This window comes from Pseudoalteromonas arabiensis (assembly GCF_001550155.1).
Taxonomy (GTDB): domain Bacteria; phylum Pseudomonadota; class Gammaproteobacteria; order Enterobacterales; family Alteromonadaceae; genus Pseudoalteromonas; species Pseudoalteromonas arabiensis.
On record NZ_LRUF01000008.1, the window covers coordinates 451281 to 467085 of the forward strand.

Genomic DNA, 15805 nt, shown 5'->3' on the forward strand with positions numbered 1-15805 from the left:
TCGTTGTTGTTTTAGATTACTTTCGCCAAATACCTTGCTCTGTTTGACCTTGAACCTGTACTTTTTCAGAATCAAAAATGGGTTCTTGGCCTGCATCACGTTGACTATGGTAGTCTTTTGTCACAGATAAGATGGTTGGCGTTAAGCGTATGATAGCGATAACGTTCACCACTGTCATTAAACCTAATGCAATGTCGGCAAGATCCCACACTTGTTTAATGGTGGCCGATGCGCCCCAAATCATCATTGATAAATATAAACAGGTATAAATACCACGGCCGAGTTTATTATCTAGTTTAAATAAATGAAGGTTACTTTCTGCATAGGCATAATTTGCAACCACAGAAGTAAAGGCAAATAAACAAATTGCAGCTGCTACAAAGTAAATGCCACCAGCGGCCATATGTGCTGTCATAGCAGATTGAGTTAAGCGTATTCCTTCCATTTCACCACTAATATCAATATCAGCTAATAAAATAATCACCGCAGTACAACTACACAGAACAATGGTATCGAAAAACACCCCAAGCATTTGAATGTATCCTTGAGTGACCGGATGATTAGGTACTGGTGAAGCACAGCCTGATGCATGGGGCACACTACCCGCTCCGGCTTCATTGGAGTAGAGCCCTCGCTGAATACCATTTTTAATTGCTGCGCCCATAGCCCCTGCACCGGCTTCTTGTAAGCCAAAGGCTGAAAGTAAAATATCTTCGATCATTGAGGGCACTTTACCAATATTCAGTAAGGTAATAATTATTGCAGCGAGTACAAATAAAATGCCCATGACAGGCACAATACGTTCAGCAAAGCGGGCGATTGCTTTAAAGCCACCTAAAATAATAGAGCCTGCCAGTATTGTGATCACAATACCTGAATACAAAGTTGGAATTTCAAATGCGTAATTGAGGGCATCGGTAATGGTATTTGTTTGCATGGCACTAAACGTAAACCCATAACCAAGAAACAAGCAAAAGGCAAAACATATCGCAAGTGCTCTGCTGCCTAATCCTTGCTGAATATAATAAGCAGGCCCGCCTCTAAACTCGCCGTTGGCATCCCTGACTTTATAGACTTGCCCAAGTACGCTTTCGGCAAAGCCAGTAGCCATGCCAAGAATGGCAATCACCCACATCCAAAATATTGCACCGCTGCCACCTAACGAAATAGCAACGGCAACCCCTGCAAGATTACCAGTTCCAACACGGGCTGAAAGACCAGTACATAAAGCTTGAAATGAGCTAATTGAGTTTTTGTCTGGATTATTACTCGACTTTAATAAGCTAAACATATGGCGAAACTTAACCAACTGAATCGCTTTTAGCCTTACCGAAAACCAGATTCCGGCAAACAGAAGAATATAAATAAGAATTTGGCCCTCTCCCCAAAGAAGACCATTGATTGTTGATACAGCGGTGTTAAACATGGCAGCCTTTATTGTTCTTATTAATAAAAAATCACAAAAAGTGAATAGCTAACCACTTTAACTTTATTTACAGATATCTCAAGTAGGCAGTGAGATTAATTAACCAAGCCTGCTCTCGACTCATTTAGCAATTGTTGTTGTAGAAATGCACGGCCTGCTGCTAAACCTAATTTATGATCATAACGAAGGTCTGAATCTGTACTACCTAGTAGCTTACTGCGTAGTTTATCGCCTGCAAAAATTTGTGTGATACGGGCATCATTTGGCGGCTTTGCAATAAAATCAAGCTCATCTTGATATGCTTGTTCGTGCTGAACAAGGTAATCAAATGTTTTGGGGCAATAGCCTGATACGCGAACGAGTGTCTTTAGCTTATTAACCCATTCAGATTGCACTTGAAAGTTTTCATCTACAGTTCGAATAACCACAATATCGCGGGCACCACGGTTATAAGCTTCTTTCACGGGTAAAGGTGCAGCTAGGCCACCATCTAAATACATATCATGCACTAAATCAGTATTAGAGCTTTGAATAATGGCATCATTTGCGGCTTTGGTTGTTAACCAAGGAGTTAAGTTAACACCATCTTTATATAAAAAAGGTAATGCGCTTGATGCTTTTAGTAGGGCCAACCATTGCATGTCTTCACCATTTGGACTCAAGTAATAGGGTTTACGGTCAGCGGCATTAGTGGTTGTGATCAACAGCTCGCGATTACCTAGACTTTGAGCTGCTGTTTTAAAATCTAGGGCACGGTTTACTTCTTTGGTTTTGTCAAAATACCAATCAAGATCAACAATGCTTTTACCAAACAGCCCACGGCCAAGTTGAAAAAAACGTTTATGACGAGAAAGGCCTCTGATCAAACGTTTTGCGTACCCTTTTTGACGTGCTAAATAACTTGTTAAGTTTTGTGAGCCTGCTGATGTGCCGATGAATAAATCGAATGGATCATAATTATTTTCTAACCACGCATCGAGTACACCTGCGGTAAAAATACCTCGTTGCCCACCACCCTCAGCGATTAATGCTGTTTTTGTTTGTGGTTCTACTGCGGCAATTGTTTGAGATTTCACGGTGCACCTTCCTAGGGTAATGGTTAATAAATGTATTGTATAAAGTTAAATTCAATCCTTAAAACGGAATAATTAAATTGATTCAATCTATAAAACCGTTTACAAAATGAGTGTCAGGACTTAAGTAATGCGCATAAAATTCATTACACGCATTCACTATTTGGCCAATCCGTATTAGTGCATGATACTTGCTAATAACTCCAGCGCATGTTGCCTGTCACTCAATTCATACAGGTCATTTGTAAAGATAAACTCATCAACCTGTAGCGTTTGTTTAATCATACTCAGCTTATGCTTAACACTCGCTTGATCACCGACAACTGAAAGCCCTAAAAAGTTTTCAACTTGCATTTTTTCTTGTGCTGTCCATAACCCTTCCATAGTTTGAACAGGTTCTTTAAGCCAAAGTGGTTTGCCGCGCATAAGTGCTAAAATACGTTGTTTTGCGGTGGTTGCTAAAAACTGTGCTTGTTCGTCAGTATCAGCTGCAACAACCGGTAAGCCAAGCATAACGTATGGCTTATCTAACACCTTCGATGGTTGAAACTCTCTGCGATACAAAGCTATGGCATCTTCAACAAAGCGCGGTGCAAAATGACCTGCAAATGCATATGGCAACCCTTTTTTAGCTGCAAGCCCAGCACTATAAAGGCTTGAGCCCAGTAACCAGATAGGGACATTGGTGTTTTCACCTGGAATTGCGCGTACAGGAGAATCACCTTTATATGGGCCAAGTAAACCTTGAAGTTCAGTTACTTCATCATTGAAGTGCTCAGCGCGTTCCTCGTCACGACGTAAGGCACGGCTGGTAATTGGGTCACTACCTGGGGCACGGCCTAGACCTAAATCAATGCGACCTGGGTATAAACTTTCTAGGGTTCCAAATTGCTCGGCAACAACCAGCGGAGGGTGGTTAGGTAACATCACCCCACCCGCACCTACGCGAATATTCTGAGTTTTTCCTGCGATGTGACCTATCAATACTGAGGTTGCAGCACAAACGATACCACGCATATTGTGGTGCTCTGCCATCCAAAACCGATTAAAACCAAGTTTGTCGGCTGTCTGTGCATAACTAACACTATTAGCTAGTGTTTTCGAAACTGTTTCGTGCTCTTTCATTGGGCTCAATTCAAGCAATGAAAAAGGCGTGTTGGTAAGGTCTGACATTCGCTCTCCAAAATTTAACTCTTTATAGTTAGTTAATGAGAGCGAACGGCTATTTTTCAAATGCTAATTAGGCACGGCTTTGTTGCTGTTTTTCCACCTTTAGGCCATCAGCATCAATTCCACGTTTCCAATAGGCCGATGCAACAATGTGTTCACGGTCAATTTCAAAACTACTTGTCAGTAAACGGCGAATTGCCTTAACCAAGTTTGCTTCTAATGCCATAAACACCATAGGTTGCGTGTTATAACCTACACATAAGCGTGTTACTTGGTCGAGCAGATCTGTTTCTGGCTCATCTGTAACTAACCATTCAACACTATGTTGGGTGTGTGCTTTAATTTGCTCAAGCTCAATGATATCTGCTTTATCAGCTACATGAATAATGGCATCGACAGTGGCATCTTGTGGAAAGGCTTGTAAATAACCATTGATTGCATTTACAGAGGTTAAGTCTGCCAGCATTAAATAATGTGTTTGCGTAAAATCAGTGAGTTTTTTAAGCCCTGGGCCTGCAATACCTACCTCGTCGCCTACTACCGCACTTTGTGCCCAGTTGGTTCCAACACCCTGATGTTGGTTAACCACAAAGTCGAGAGTAATGGCACCGTTCACAGGGTTAATATCGCGGATAGTATAAGAGCGCATTAATGCAGGGTGTTCAGCGTGTAAATCAAGTTCAACCTTAGATTCACCGGCATGCGGGAATAAGACCTTTACATACGCACCTTTTGCATCTTGAGGGAAATCTGCAAACTCGTCTGAGCCAACGACAATTCTTTGTAGATGCGGGGAAATACGTGTAGTACTTAATACGTTTGCACAACGAACTTTTCTAGCCATGTTAGTCTCCTAGCTGGTTAAATTGCACAACGCCCCAATAGTTGATATAGTCAACTATACGCTTTTAATTGACTTTGTCAACTAATTACAACTAGGTGGACCATGCCACAAACCTCTCTTTCTTCTGCTTTATTTACACTGGCACAAAGTTACCGTGTTACTGTACGTGAAGCAATAAATGCCAATGAGCTTGGCCTTAACGCATTGCATGTACGCTGCTTGCACATTATTGCTGAAACACAGCACTGCACTGCGAACGATATTGTTGCCAAAACGGGGCGTGATAAAGCGCAAATAGCACGCTTGGTAAAAGAGCTTATAAAGCTAGAATTGGTGTCTAAATGTGCCGACAAAAATGATAAGCGCTGCTTGATTTTGTCGTTTACTGAGCAAGGTAAAACCCTGTTTTCACGCTTACAAATTGCAGAGAAACAGGTTGATTCCAAGCTTTGTGAAGGATTAACTGAAACACAAATAACTGAATTCATATCAACAGCGACAACAATGATCAACAATATTAAAAACTAGATTAAATTATTACTTAAAAATTTGCGTATTGACCTCGCGTTAAAGTCATAAGATCTTTTGGATTTAAGGCAATCTCTAACCCACGTTTACCTGCGGATACATAAATGCTTTCAAAGCTTTTTGCACTAGTGTGAATATAGGTTTTTAGTTGTTTTTTTTGTCCAAGCGGGCTTACTCCACCCAGAATGTAGCCAGTTGATTTTTCAACAGCTTGTTGCGGAGCCATCTCTATTTTTTTTACTCCCGCAAACTTAGCTAACATTTTTAGGTTAAGCTGCTGGCTCACAGGCACCACGGCAACGAATAGGTTCTGAGTATTGTCTTCGACAACTAAGGTTTTAAAAACCTGTGCTGCGGGTAAATTTAATTTCTCAACGGCTTCTAGTCCAAACTGCTTTTGATTTGGCTCATGCTCATAAGAAAGCACATCAAATTTAATTCCTTTTTTCTTCAACAAGTTGATTGCTGGTGTCATTAATTCTAGTCCAAAAGTTACTCTGTAATCATTTTGTTCAACATAACATAAAATTCTTAATAAAGAACGAATCGTACTAGGGTATGAATTTTATAATCAACTAGACTAATAGAACCAATCGTTTTAGGACAATTGTCATGTTGAAATCACATACTCTGTATTGGTTAAAGCAAATATTCATTCTTTTAACTTTTTTCTTCGCTATTAACTTTGTGTGCAATGAATATATACGATGGAATGCTTTTGTAGATTGTCAGAATAAATGTCAGTTACTCGGAATTGAAAAAGGCAGAATACAAAAAACTCAATATGATGACGACGTAACACTTTGCAGATGCTTAGCTAATAGCGACTACTACGTGGTTCTAAATTGAATATTTTAAACTACTAGATTAATTTTTTAGTAATAAAAAAGGCGCTTATCAGTAAGCGCCTTTTTATTAACTAACCAAATTTATTTAGTTAAATCATCAAAAAACTTCTTCACACCGTCAAAGAAACCTTTCTCTTTAGGGCGGTTTTTCGAACCATCTTTCCCCATGCTTTGCTCAAGCTCTTCAAGCAACTCACGTTGACGATCGTTTAGGTTAACAGGCGTTTCAATGACCACTTTACAAATCAAGTCGCCTTGAGCACCACTGCGAACCGATTTCACACCCTTACCGCGCATACGGAACATTTTGCCCGTTTGGCTTTCTGAAGGGATCTTAAGTTTTGCTCGACCATCCAGTGTGGGGACTTCAATTTCGCCACCTAATGCAGCGGTGGTGAAACCAATAGGGACTTCACAATAAAGGTTATTACCATCACGTTGGAAAATTGGGTGTTCACGAACAGAGACCTGAACATACAAATCACCTGCAGGGGCACCATGCATACCTGCTTCACCTTCACCAGATAAACGAATACGGTCGCCCGTATCTACACCCGCAGGGATCTTAACAGATAAAGTTTTGGTTTTTTCTACGCGACCTTGACCATGACAGCTGTCGCATGGATCAGAAATAATCTGACCTGTGCCCTGACAAGTTGGACACGTTTGCTGCACAGCAAAGAAGCCTTGACGCATTTGAACTTGACCAGCACCATGACAGGTAGTACAGGTTTTTGGTTTAGAGCCCGCTTTTGCACCGCTGCCATCACATGGTTTACAGCTAACCCAAGTTGGCACTTTAATCTCTACATCTTTACCACGAACTGCCTCTTCAAGGCTTAGGTCCATGTTGTAACGTAGGTCAGCACCACGTTGTTGGCGAGATTGACGGCGGCCACCGCCACCAAAAATATCACCAAACACGTCGCCAAAAATATCACCAAAGTCACCGTGACCGCCACCAAAGCCACCATGACCGCCACCGCCATTTTGATCAAAGGCGGCGTGACCGTATTGATCATACATTTGACGTTTTTGCGGATCAGTCAGTACTTCGTAAGCTTCTTTTACTTCTTTGAACTTTGATTCAAGTTCTTTATCGCCCGCGGTACGGTCTGGATGATATTTCATCGCTAAGCGCTTATACGCTTTTTTGATGTCTCGTTCGCTTGCATCTTTGCTTACGCCGAGAACTTCATAATAATCGCTTTTTGACATATGTATCACACTACTCTTTTTAATGCAGTTTTACTGCATGAGGGCAAACAGAGTTTACCATCTATATACATGCAAAAGGCGCGTCAAGCGAATTCGCTGGCGCGCCTCAATGATTCATCCTAACTTAAATAGCACAATAAAGCAGCTAGTTTTAAATTAGGCAGAAGCGTTACGAGCAATTACTTGTCGTCTTTCACTTCTTCGAACTCTGCATCAACAACGTCATCATCTTGCTTAGTAGATGATTGTTGCTCACCAGCATCTGCACCGCCTTGCTGTTGCGCTTTAGCTTGTGCAATTTCCATTAGCTTTTGTGATTTTTCAGCAAGAGCTTGAGTTTTCGCTTCAATCTCTTCTTTATTATCACCTTTAATCGCCGTTTCTAGCTCTGTAAGCGCAGCTTCGATTGCTTCTTTATCTTCAGCTGGTAACGCGTCACCTGCTTCTTCGATTTGCTTACGTGTACCGTGAACCATTGCATCAGCTTGGTTACGAGTCGCTACTAGCTCTTCGAATTTTTTATCTTCTTCAGCATGTGCTTCAGCATCACGAACCATTTTCTCTACTTCATCATCGCTTAGACCTGAAGAAGCTTGGATTGTGATCTTCTGCTCTTTACCTGTATCTTTGTCTTTTGCAGATACATGTAAGATACCATCAGCATCAACATCAAAAGTTACTTCGATTTGAGGTGTACCACGTTGTGCTGGGCGGATACCTTCTAGGTTAAATTGACCTAGAGATTTATTATCGCTTGCACGCTTACGCTCACCTTGTAGTACGTGAATCGTTACCGCTGATTGATTGTCTTCCGCTGTTGAGAAAACTTGCGATTTCTTAGTAGGAATCGTGGTGTTTTTCTCGATTAGAGCTGTCATTACTTGACCCATAGTCTCGATACCTAGCGATAACGGAGATACGTCAAGTAGTAGTACGTCTTTAACGTCACCAGCTAGTACGCCACCTTGAATCGCTGCACCTACTGCAACTGCTTCATCTGGGTTAACATCTTTACGTGGGTCTTTTCCAAAGAACTCAGCAACTGTTTTTTGTACTAAAGGCATACGTGTTTGACCACCAACAAGGATGATGTCATTTACGTCGTTTACTGATAAATCAGCATCAGCTAGTGCGCGCTTAAGTGGCTCAATTGACTTAGTGACTAAGTCTTCAACAAGTGACTCAAGTTTTGCACGAGTAACTTTAACGTTCATGTGCTTAGGACCTGTTGCGTCAGCAGTCACGTACGGTAAGTTAACTTCTGTTTGCTGTGCAGAAGAAAGTTCAATCTTCGCTTTTTCAGCCGCTTCTTTAACACGTTGCATCGCAAGTGGATCAGTTTTAAGGTCGATACCTTGGTCTTTCTTGAACTCTTCAACTAAGTAGTTGATAACACGGTTATCGAAATCTTCACCACCTAAGTGAGTGTCACCGTTAGTTGCTAGAACTTCAAACGTGTGCTCGCCTTCAACTTCGTCGATCTCGATGATAGAGATATCGAAAGTACCACCACCTAAGTCGTATACTGCAACAACGTTTTCACCTTTGTTTTTATCCATGCCGTATGCAAGTGCAGCGGCAGTTGGCTCATTGATAATACGTTTAACTTCAAGACCCGCAATACGTCCAGCATCTTTAGTCGCTTGACGTTGTGAGTCATTGAAGTATGCAGGAACTGTGATTACTGCTTCAGTAACCGCTTCACCTAAGAAATCTTCTGCTGTTTTCTTCATTTTTTTCAGCACTTCTGCCGAAATTTGTGGTGCAGCACGTTTCTCGCCACGTGCTTCAACCCATGCATCACCGTTATCAGCTTTTACAATTTTAAAAGGCATGATACCGATATCGCGTTGTACTTCTTCGTCTTCAAAACGACGACCAATTAGACGCTTGATTGCAAATAATGTGTTAGTTGGGTTAGTTACTGCTTGGCGTTTTGCAGGTTGACCAACTAATGTTTCACCGTCTTGCGTGTATGCAATGATCGATGGTGTTGTGCGATCGCCTTCCGCGTTTTCGATAACGCGTGCTTTATCACCGTCTAGTACTGCTACACAAGAGTTAGTAGTACCTAAATCGATTCCAATAATTCTACCCATGAATCTTCTCCAACTTCAAAATTCGTTAAAACGTTCGATGACTAGTAAATAGGGGTGCAACAAACTGAATTCAACTATTAAAATGAAAAAAATTTACTTTTTTTTGAAATATTTTCCAAATGGGCATTTTTTCCTCAAAAAGAGGTGTTTTCTTAGCTTCATTGCAGGGAAGCAAACTGGTCTGATCACTTTTGCTATGCTATAACCAACAATATAATAATAAATGTTAAGGAAAGTTATGCATTTTGAACAATTACTCGCCAAAGCGAGTGAACTAGGCTGCGACAGAACAAAAGTAATGCAGTTCCCAGAAAACTGGTGTCAGGGTCGTACAGCCTTTGGCGGGTTATCAGCCGCTTTATTATATCAAGCGATGCGTCAACATATTAATAGCTCTCGTCGCTTACTGTCTTTAAGTACTAACTTTGTAGGACCTTTAATTGCTGATACTGATTTTTCCATTGATGTTGAAGTTTTACGCGAAGGTAAAAACAGCGCACAAGTACTTGCTAGAATAATCCAAGATGGTGATGTCTGTATTATTACTCAAGCCTGTTTTGGTGCTAAGCGCCAATCCACTGTACGTGTTGATGTAACTAAAACTATGCAGCTTAAACCTGTCGATAAGCGTTTTGCCCTGCCTTACAAAGAAGGAGAAATGCCTGCATTTTTTCAACATATAGCACTGTGCTTACAAGACGGTAATATGCCGTTTTCTGCTGCTGACACCTCGCATTTAAGTGGCTGGATGAAATTAAAACATACACCCGAGCAAATGAATGAGGCACAAATCATTGCCCTTGCTGATGCTTGGCCACCAACCCTATTACAAATGTATAAGCAACCTGCACCAGCAAGTAGTATGTCATGGTACCTTGAATTTGTTGAGGAACCAAACATCGCGCATGATGCGTGGATTGGTTATGAGGCAATCACGCACCACAGTAAAGATGGTTATGGCCTTGAAGATGGTTGTATTTGGAGTGAAGACGGTAAACTCATTGCGCTAAGTCGCCAAACAGTTGCTTTATTTGCGTGATTCAGGACGGAGTAACTGCGCATATTCAGTGCCATCTAGGCGGATAATTGCTTGATATTCGCCTGATGCAATAATCTTATCTAAACCAAGGTTAAAGCTATCTTTAAGTGCTTTGTTAGAAAAGTATGCCGGTCTTGGGGCTTCTTTAAATATAGGGTGAACAACAAAAGGAAGCACCTTGTTGGATTGTTTATACTTTTCTAAGTAAAAGAGAAATACGCGTCGATCCATTATTATAACATCAACCCACCCCTTCATTAGATGATCGACTTGTGCCTGTTGGTTTACTACTTCATCATAGGAAGCCAAGTTTTCTGTTACCGACTTAAACGGTTGCTCGATAAAATTAACAGCATTTTGAAATGCTAAGACACTCTTACCTGCAAGATCAAAAATTGATTTAATAATAAATTCGTTGCTAGCCAAACTAAGAGCTACATTCTGATACATAACAAGCGGCTCGCTTTTATGGATACCCGCTATTGCCATCGGAGGAAAGTTAAGAACAATATCAACCTTACCTTGCAATAACTGCTGCTCAGCGCGTTTGTTAGACATATAATGTATATCGAGTTCAGTAATACCTTGTGCTTGTAATGCTGCTTTTAGAATCTCAATTTGAATACCGCTGTTCGATTGTTTAACAATATAAGGAGGTAAAAATGAGCTTGCTGCGACAATAATCTGCTTTTCATGGCTCTGTTGAGAGACACTCTCAGTTGTAAAACAGAACAAAAATAACAAAAGTATTAACGTACGGCTCACTTTCCACCTTAAAGTTTTAGTTTAGAATATTTTCAACGGCTTAAGATAGATACTAGCCCATAACCAAGAAGCTTGCATTTGTATTTACAGGATAATTGGTGCAGAATTAACTAAGTTCTTGTTTAAGAGTAGCAAAGTTTGCAAACAGCATGTCCAAGTTGTGATCTTGTCATCGAGATACCGTACCTTAGTGCTAAACAAATGGCTGTATGCCCTCACTGTAATACTAAACTGTCAGTTTCAAAAGCCAATCAAGACAGTAGTGTTGTAGCGCTTAGCTTAAGTGCTATTTTGATGCTTCTCAGTAGTATGTTTTACCCTTTTTTATCATTTAGCAGCAGCGGTATAACACAAACAATTACTCTTCCTGACGCAGCTCGCATTTTATTTAACTACGACAATGACTTCTTAGGACTCTTTATTGATACAAGTATCATTGGCCTACCTATGTTACTTTTAGCTTTGATCATCCCCTTACACTTAGGTTTACTTAAAGCTTTACCCTATCTATGGGGAAAACGTTTGTTAAAAGTTACCTTTGCTCTTGAACCTTGGATAATGTCAGAGATATTTTTGATAGGTGTTATGGTCAGCATGGTGAAGATTATGTCGATGGCAGATATCGCATTTGGCGTTAGTTTCTGGTCTTACGTTGCTTTTGTTGTCTGCTATGTTGCAGCAACGACACGTATAAACAAACAGCGCTTATGGCAACAATTAAAAGAACCTATTTATATTGAGCAAACACAACCTAATACCAGAGCCATTGATCAAGGCCTTAAAGCCTGTCATGTCTGTGGTCAATTATGTAATACAGAGGTTTGTTCTCGCTGCCAAACTAAAACATTTAGCCGCAACCCTAACAGCATTCAAAAAGCGGCTGCATGGTTAATTACCTCTGTTGCGTGTTATATACCCGCCAATGTCTACCCGATTATGTATACGACTAGTTTAGGAGATGAAACACCGTCAACTTTGATTGGTGGCGTTATGATTTTATGGGCGAGTGGTTCGTACCCCATTGCTATAATTATATTTCTAGCCAGCGTTGTTGTGCCTCTGGCAAAAGCGCTAGTGCTCAGTTTTCTATGCTTTATGGTCACCCGCCCTGCTAATAGACAAACGAAGAATTACACACGTGTTTATCAACTAACTGAGTTTATAGGTAAATGGTCAATGATTGATGTCTTTGTGGTGGCAATTTTAGTAGCCTTAGTGCAGCTGGGGAACTTAATGTCTGTCACACCTGGTATAGGGACCGTTTTTTTCACAACTATGGTTATTTGCCAAATGCTTGCAGCCCACGCATTTGATCCTCGATTATTATGGGATAGCCCTGCTAATTTAAAAACAGCTAAACAAGAGAATTTGGTATGAGCGAAGCAGCAAAAATAAAAACCGCGCCTAATATTTCCGCTATTTGGATTATACCACTCGTGGCACTGTTAATAGGCGCTTGGATGCTATATCAGTATCAAGCAAATCAAGGCACAACTATTTATATAAAAATGCCTCACGCTGAAGGAATTGTCGCCGGTAAAACCGAAATTAAAGTTCGTAGTGTAAAAATAGGTCAAGTTGATCATGTAAGGCTATCGGACAAGCAAAATAGTGTCATTGCCCGTGCCCAGATAGATAAACATTATGAAGATTTACTCACCGATGATGCCAAAATATGGGTAGTAAAACCACGAATTGATGACACAGGTATCAGTGGCATGAGCACGCTATTATCGGGCGTATATTTAGAGTTTTCACCTGGTGAAAGCAAAAAATTGGCAGATAATTTTGAGCTTCAAGACGAACCAGCCTTGATTGCTAACAACGTCAAAGGGGGGCGTTTTACCTTATTGAGCTATAACGCCGAAGTACTAGACGTCAGCACAGGAATATACTTTAAAGACTACAAAATAGGCCAAATAGAAACCGCAACTTTCGATTGGAAAAACCAAGCAATGAAGTATGGTATTTTTATTAATGAGCCCTACCAAAACTTAATTACATTGAATTCTATTTTTTGGGTAAATTCAGGTATTGAAATTGACCTCTCTGCGGATGGTATTAATGTCAATACAGGTTCACTAAGTAAGCTGCTAAAAGGTGGCATATCTGTTGGTATACCTGAGCAACAAACACCCGGTGAAGTTGCCACTAATGGTCACAGCTTTTCATTGAGTAACAGTTACAAAGCTGCGCTTGAAGAACGTTTTTATGACTTTGACTACTATTTGATTGAATTTGAGCAATCGATTAGAGGCTTAAGAGCCGGTGCCCCCGTTGAATACAGAGGAATGCGAATAGGCACCGTGGTTGAAGCGCCTGCCAGTGTAATTATTGATGGAAAACCAGCACACTTTAGAACAGATAATACCGCAGTACCTACGCTCATAAAAGTTGAATATGGTCGCTTATACCACGACAGCACAGCCGCACGTGAGTTTTGGCATTCAAGTTTAGATGGCTGGGTAAAAAGTGGTCTTAGAGCCTCTTTAAAACCAGGAAACCTGTTAACAGGTGCAGTTTATGTCGACTTAGATATATACAATAACGCTGAACCAGCAAGTCTATCAAAAGTAGCTGAGTATACGGTATTTCCAAGTATATCCAGTGGTATTACTGTTATTGCTGATCAGGTTTCGGATGTTTTAAATAAAGTAAATAATTTAAAAATTGAAGATAGCTTAGCGCAAATGCAAACCACCTTTTCAGAGTATCAAGCGCTTGCCCATGACATGAGAGATTTACTTAATAAGCAAGATACGCAAGACTTACCAGGCGACATAAATCGCAACTTTGCTGAAATGACCCAAAGTATGCAGCAGTTTGATAAGACCATGAAACAGTTTGAAAAGACTATGGCAAGTTACCAACAGGGTTCAGCGTTTCACCAACAATTGCAGACCACTCTTTCTGAGTTTAAACGCTTAAGTGAAGAACTACAGCCCCTAACGCGTGGCCTAAATCAGCAACCAAATATGTTGATTTTCGATAAGGACCTTCCTGCTGATCCGACACCAAGGAAACAATAATGAACTATAAACTAATTACTTTTATAAGCTCGCTATTCGTATTATCTGCATGTAGTCAAACTTCATTCTCTACCATACAGTATTACCAATTCTCGCAACCTATAACTGCGATGAAACGTCTGAGTGACGATACCCAAGCTCAACTTAGAGTTAACACGGTACAGCTACGTGGTTCATTAAATAATCGTGGTATTGCAATGGTACTCGATAATAACCGCATAAATGCTGCGAATTATCATCTATGGAGTGAGTCACCAGACTTAATGCTAACAGCAAGTGCCCACCAAGCACTCTATACGAAGTTAAAAGATTGGATGGTCATTAAAGGATTGCCCGTCATTACGGATATTGATCAGCAAACTTATTATGAATTAGAGTACGAGTTACATCATTTTAATGGTGATCAAAATGGTAATGCGAATATCGCAGGGTTATGGCGCTTATATTACACAACGCCAGAGTCAGGTAGACAGCTTAAAGCAATAAACTATTTTAACAAGTTAACCCCTCTTGAAGAAGATGATTATCAAGGTCTAGTTATAACTTTAGAATCAACATGGCTTGAAGTTAATCAAGAAGTCGGCGCTGAGTTATCAAAACTTAGTCTTTAAAAGAACCTTTAGAGGTTGGTGATCTTCATTAATAATGAGATCGCCAACTTCTTCAAATGCCAATTTTTTCAGCACTTTTTGCGATGCTGTATTTTGTATTGATGTTATCGCAGCTAACAAGTCAAAATCATTCACATACTCTTTTGATAACATTAAATCTGCCGCTTTTGTAGTGATGCCCTGTCCTTCATACTCAGCTAAGAGAGCAAAACCTAAATCAGGAATAGCCAGTGCATCTCGTTGAAATAGCCCAATCATTCCAACGGGCGTTTCGTCAGCTAGGCAGACAATATAACAGCCGAAGCCATTTTGCTGATGGCTATTGATAAATGTTTGTTGTATGTAATGCTGAGCTTGTGCATGGGTTTTGATATCTTTATCACCAATATACTTCAGAAACGATGCCTGATTTAACAGTTTCAAAATAAAAGCATCGTCAGTGGGGTAACCTGCACGTAAGAAAATATCGGTCACAACAAACTCCTAATATACTCTACTAACAACATCTGAAGTAAAATTAAGACAATCAAGCACACGTTCCTTTTGAACGTGAGAAAGCTCATCAAGGTTAAAATACCCATAGTCAGTATGCTCGTCGCTTAGGGTTATTTCTGCATGTTCAGGCAAAAAAGCTCTAAATATAAATGCATGGGAATTAAACGCTGTGTGGTAATAAACACCACTTAAGTAGGCAATCTGTACATCACAATTTAGTTCTTCATGGCATTCGCGTATGAGTGCGTGATGAATGGTTTCGCCCTTATCTAAAGCGCCTCCAGGTAACCCCCAACTTTTTTCTCCATAATTAGCTTTCAGTAATAACACCTGACCGTCTGAGTTAGTGATTACCGCATGACTACTTAATCTGTATGTATCTGAAAAAGCCATATAAACCTCGTTAAACTAATCGCTAGCCTAACATAAATACCGCAATTAAATTAATTAGAATAAGAGAAAAATTCTTATTGACTAAATTAAAATTCAGGATTATTTTTCGTACGATGTTTTGGGCAAAACAAAAGCAGTATATCCTCTATACTGTCTGGCGCCAGCCAACGCAGGCACTTTCCCTATGGGTCCATAAAAGTGTGTTCGCGTAAAGCAGTTACTTGAGTTGAAAGACTTTTGATTTCTGTAAGCAATCTCGCATTGCTT

The 15805-nt window shown here is 40.3% G+C and carries 15 protein-coding genes; 5 read left to right on the plus strand and 10 right to left on the minus strand.

Going from position 1 to position 15805, the window contains the following annotated elements:
* Positions 1 to 16: 16 nt before the first annotated feature.
* The 4 genes from PAARA_RS04625 to PAARA_RS04640 all read right to left on the minus strand — a co-directional run bounded on the left by PAARA_RS04625 (position 17) and on the right by PAARA_RS04640 (position 4513).
* Positions 17 to 1426 carry an alanine/glycine:cation symporter family protein gene (locus tag PAARA_RS04625; protein WP_062567891.1) on the minus strand — a complete coding sequence of 470 codons (1410 nt, stop codon included), beginning with the start codon at positions 1424 to 1426 and terminating at the stop codon, positions 17 to 19.
* A 95-nt stretch (positions 1427 to 1521) separates the two neighbouring features.
* Complete coding sequence (locus PAARA_RS04630) at positions 1522 to 2502, minus strand: patatin-like phospholipase family protein (RefSeq protein WP_062567892.1); 981 nt, start codon at positions 2500 to 2502, stop codon at positions 1522 to 1524.
* A 174-nt stretch (positions 2503 to 2676) separates the two neighbouring features.
* The gene (locus PAARA_RS04635; protein ID WP_062567893.1) at positions 2677 to 3672 is read right to left on the minus strand and encodes an LLM class flavin-dependent oxidoreductase; all 996 of its coding nucleotides are present in this window, start codon (positions 3670 to 3672) and stop codon (positions 2677 to 2679) included.
* 67 nt (positions 3673 to 3739) lie between these two features.
* Positions 3740 to 4513: a siderophore-interacting protein gene (locus PAARA_RS04640; RefSeq protein ID WP_062567894.1), complete on the minus strand. Its 774-nt coding sequence runs from the start codon at positions 4511 to 4513 to the stop codon at positions 3740 to 3742.
* 102 nt (positions 4514 to 4615) lie between these two features.
* Here PAARA_RS04640 and PAARA_RS04645 point away from each other — a divergent pair, with 102 nt between their 5' ends.
* Entirely contained in the window at positions 4616 to 5041 is a 426-nt protein-coding gene (locus PAARA_RS04645) for a MarR family winged helix-turn-helix transcriptional regulator (RefSeq protein WP_062567895.1), read from the plus strand.
* A 13-nt stretch (positions 5042 to 5054) separates the two neighbouring features.
* Here the strand turns inward: PAARA_RS04645 and ybaK are convergent, their stop codons facing one another.
* The 3 genes from ybaK to dnaK all read right to left on the minus strand — a co-directional run bounded on the left by ybaK (position 5055) and on the right by dnaK (position 9206).
* On the minus strand, positions 5055 to 5516 hold the full coding sequence (gene ybaK, locus PAARA_RS04650; protein ID WP_062567896.1) for a Cys-tRNA(Pro) deacylase: 462 nt from the start codon (positions 5514 to 5516) through the stop codon (positions 5055 to 5057).
* A 454-nt stretch (positions 5517 to 5970) separates the two neighbouring features.
* Positions 5971 to 7107 carry a molecular chaperone DnaJ gene (gene dnaJ, locus PAARA_RS04660; protein ID WP_062567898.1) on the minus strand — a complete coding sequence of 379 codons (1137 nt, stop codon included), beginning with the start codon at positions 7105 to 7107 and terminating at the stop codon, positions 5971 to 5973.
* Positions 7108 to 7286: 179 nt separating this feature from the next.
* Entirely contained in the window at positions 7287 to 9206 is a 1920-nt protein-coding gene (gene dnaK, locus PAARA_RS04665; RefSeq protein WP_062567899.1) for a molecular chaperone DnaK, read from the minus strand.
* A 238-nt stretch (positions 9207 to 9444) separates the two neighbouring features.
* On the opposite strand from dnaK, the gene PAARA_RS04670 reads away from it, so the two are divergent.
* Positions 9445 to 10245 carry a thioesterase family protein gene (locus PAARA_RS04670; RefSeq protein ID WP_062567900.1) on the plus strand — a complete coding sequence of 267 codons (801 nt, stop codon included), beginning with the start codon at positions 9445 to 9447 and terminating at the stop codon, positions 10243 to 10245.
* On the opposite strand, the gene PAARA_RS04675 is transcribed toward PAARA_RS04670, so the two are convergent.
* Entirely contained in the window at positions 10234 to 11010 is a 777-nt protein-coding gene (locus tag PAARA_RS04675; protein WP_245219890.1) for a substrate-binding periplasmic protein, read from the minus strand. The two genes, PAARA_RS04670 and PAARA_RS04675, sit on opposite strands and share 12 nt — an antisense overlap.
* 138 nt (positions 11011 to 11148) lie before the next feature.
* On the opposite strand from PAARA_RS04675, the gene PAARA_RS04680 reads away from it, so the two are divergent.
* Genes PAARA_RS04680 through PAARA_RS04690 form a run of 3 tightly spaced genes read left to right on the plus strand, consistent with a single transcriptional unit; the run spans position 11149 to position 14650 of the window.
* The gene (locus PAARA_RS04680; RefSeq protein ID WP_062567901.1) at positions 11149 to 12387 is read left to right on the plus strand and encodes a paraquat-inducible protein A; all 1239 of its coding nucleotides are present in this window, start codon (positions 11149 to 11151) and stop codon (positions 12385 to 12387) included.
* Complete coding sequence (pqiB, locus tag PAARA_RS04685) at positions 12384 to 14039, plus strand: intermembrane transport protein PqiB (RefSeq protein WP_062567902.1); 1656 nt, start codon at positions 12384 to 12386, stop codon at positions 14037 to 14039. Before PAARA_RS04680 ends, pqiB begins: the two co-directional genes overlap by 4 nt.
* The gene (locus tag PAARA_RS04690; protein ID WP_062567903.1) at positions 14039 to 14650 is read left to right on the plus strand and encodes a PqiC family protein; all 612 of its coding nucleotides are present in this window, start codon (positions 14039 to 14041) and stop codon (positions 14648 to 14650) included. The genes pqiB and PAARA_RS04690 overlap by 1 nt, the downstream gene beginning before the upstream one ends.
* Here the strand turns inward: PAARA_RS04690 and PAARA_RS04695 are convergent.
* Both PAARA_RS04695 and PAARA_RS04700 read right to left on the minus strand, forming a co-directional pair.
* Positions 14633 to 15124 carry a GNAT family N-acetyltransferase gene (locus tag PAARA_RS04695; protein WP_062567904.1) on the minus strand — a complete coding sequence of 164 codons (492 nt, stop codon included), beginning with the start codon at positions 15122 to 15124 and terminating at the stop codon, positions 14633 to 14635. The two genes, PAARA_RS04690 and PAARA_RS04695, sit on opposite strands and share 18 nt — an antisense overlap.
* A gap of 9 nt (positions 15125 to 15133) precedes the next feature.
* Positions 15134 to 15538: an NUDIX hydrolase gene (locus tag PAARA_RS04700; RefSeq protein WP_062567905.1), complete on the minus strand. Its 405-nt coding sequence runs from the start codon at positions 15536 to 15538 to the stop codon at positions 15134 to 15136.
* Between the last annotated feature and the right edge of the window lie 267 nt (positions 15539 to 15805).